This window comes from Coleofasciculus sp. (genome assembly GCF_046565525.1).
GTDB lineage: Bacteria > Cyanobacteriota > Cyanobacteriia > Cyanobacteriales > Coleofasciculaceae > Coleofasciculus.
Genome location: NZ_JBKHUP010000239.1, coordinates 1 through 1757, shown reverse-complemented (window position 1 = coordinate 1757; position 1757 = coordinate 1). Strand labels below are relative to the sequence as shown.

Sequence of the window (1757 nt, the reverse complement as noted above, 5' to 3'; positions counted from 1 at the left end):
AGTATTGACAAACAGATGAACATGATCAGGCATAATCTCCAAGGCTATAACCACCCACTCTTTTTCTTGGCAAACCTGCCAAATAATATCTCGTAATCGCTTTTCTACTTCTCCAGTCAACACCTTTTTTCGTCGTTTTGGCGTCCAAACTAAATGGTAATTGACCATAGAAACCGAGTGGTTGCTTTTTCTGTACTGCTGCATATCAGTCAAATTATGCTATGATATTTTGTTGATAGCGCAGATATGGCGACAGTGTTTAGCCATCTATGATTTTAAGCTACGTCTACAAACTACGTCCATCTGGCAGCCAGGAAGCCAAAATGCAGTCGTGGCTTGATCGGCTTAGAGGGACGTACAACTGGTGTTTGGCTGACCGAATTGAAACCTACCATCAACAATTCATCCAGGGACCCTATTGCAGTTTAAGGACTAAAGCCGAAGCTTACCCATTGACCTGCTGCATCGTTAAGAATGGTGCAACAGGTAATCCCTGGAAAAACAACGGCAAAAAACGAAATGCTGGCACGATTCAGGATGCCGCACTGGTAGACCTGAAAGCTGCCCGTCCTTGGTACAAGTCAATCGACTCGGACGTTCTACAGCGTAATATCGCTCGGTTAAACACTGCCTATAAAAACTTCTTTGATGGGCGGGGTTTTCCAGCGTTTAAAAACCGCAGTAATTTCCGGTCGTTCGAGTACAAGCCAGGTCGGGTCAAGTTTAAAGGGCGCAAGGTTTATCTGCCTAAAATCGGCTGGATGCGCTTTTTCAACTCCCGCCCCATCCCTGATAGGTTTGCCGTTAGAAGCGTTACAATTCGTCGCCGAACCGATGGATGGTTCATAAGTGTGCGCTTAGAGGACAAGTCAGTCCCAATGGCTACTCCTCGACCAACTTCCGAAGTTAAAACGGCGGTTGGGCTGGACATGGGGTTAACTAAGCTGGTGCATTGCTCCGATGGGAGCGATATTCCCAACCCCAGATTTGCCACTAATCAGAAGACTAAGCGAACCCTGAAGATTCGCCAACGGCGTGTCAGTCGGGCGAAGAAAGGCTCTGCCAATCGCAAGAAACGGGTTGCTTCAGTTACCAAGCTACACAGTAAAATCTCTAACCGCAGAAGTGCCTATCAGTGGCAGGTTGCCAATAAGCTGGTCAAAAAAGCTGACGCAGTTGTAGTAGAAGATCTCAACATTCAAGGAATGGTGAGACGGTGTAAACCCAAATTAGAGGAAGGGACGGGGAAATTTTTACCCAATGGTCAATCAACCAAGCGGGGTTTAAATCGCTCCATTTTGGATGCTTCATGGGGAGAGTTGATTAATAAGATTCAGTACGTGGCTGCGAAGTCAGGAAAGATCTTGCTCAAAGTCAACCCGCGAGACACATCCAGAGAGTGCAGTGCCTGTGGTCATATAGATAAAGCAAACCGGGACAGAGAGCGTTTTATCTGTACCAGGTGTGGACACTTCGACCATTCGGACAAGCAAGCAGCACGAAATATCAAGCATAAAGCTGTTGTTGAATATGGCTTGAAATTAGTAACGAAAAAGGTACCCATGGACTGTGGGAAACCCAAGCAGTTAAATCTGTTTGAAACGCCCAGCGTTGAATTAACAACGCCTAAAGGGAGAAAACACGACACCCGTAAGGGTAAGCGTCGTGTGCCTGGGAACCTGGGAAGACAATTAGAACTGTTTTCTCAGGATATGTGGAATGTGAGTTCCGCAGAATCCCCCTTTTTCTAAAAGGGG

General features: G+C 46.4%; 2 protein-coding genes. One reads left to right on the top strand and one right to left on the bottom strand.

All coding sequences use genetic code 11. From position 1 onward, the window contains the following. Positions 1-204: IS200/IS605 family transposase (tnpA, locus tag ACLGGO_RS35455; RefSeq protein ID WP_446422832.1), on the bottom strand; the 204-nt coding region annotated here is incomplete at its 3' end. A 65-nt stretch (positions 205-269) separates the two neighbouring features. On the opposite strand from tnpA, the gene ACLGGO_RS35450 reads away from it, so the two are divergent. Beyond that, entirely contained in the window at positions 270-1751 is a 1482-nt protein-coding gene (locus ACLGGO_RS35450) for an RNA-guided endonuclease InsQ/TnpB family protein (RefSeq protein WP_446422831.1), read from the top strand. Positions 1752-1757: the final 6 nt, after the last annotated feature.

Coding starts and splice junctions, on each gene's coding strand:
- ACLGGO_RS35450 (WP_446422831.1), top strand. CDS start 270: ATGATTTTAAGCTACGTCTACAAACTACGTCCATCTGGCAGCCAGGAA.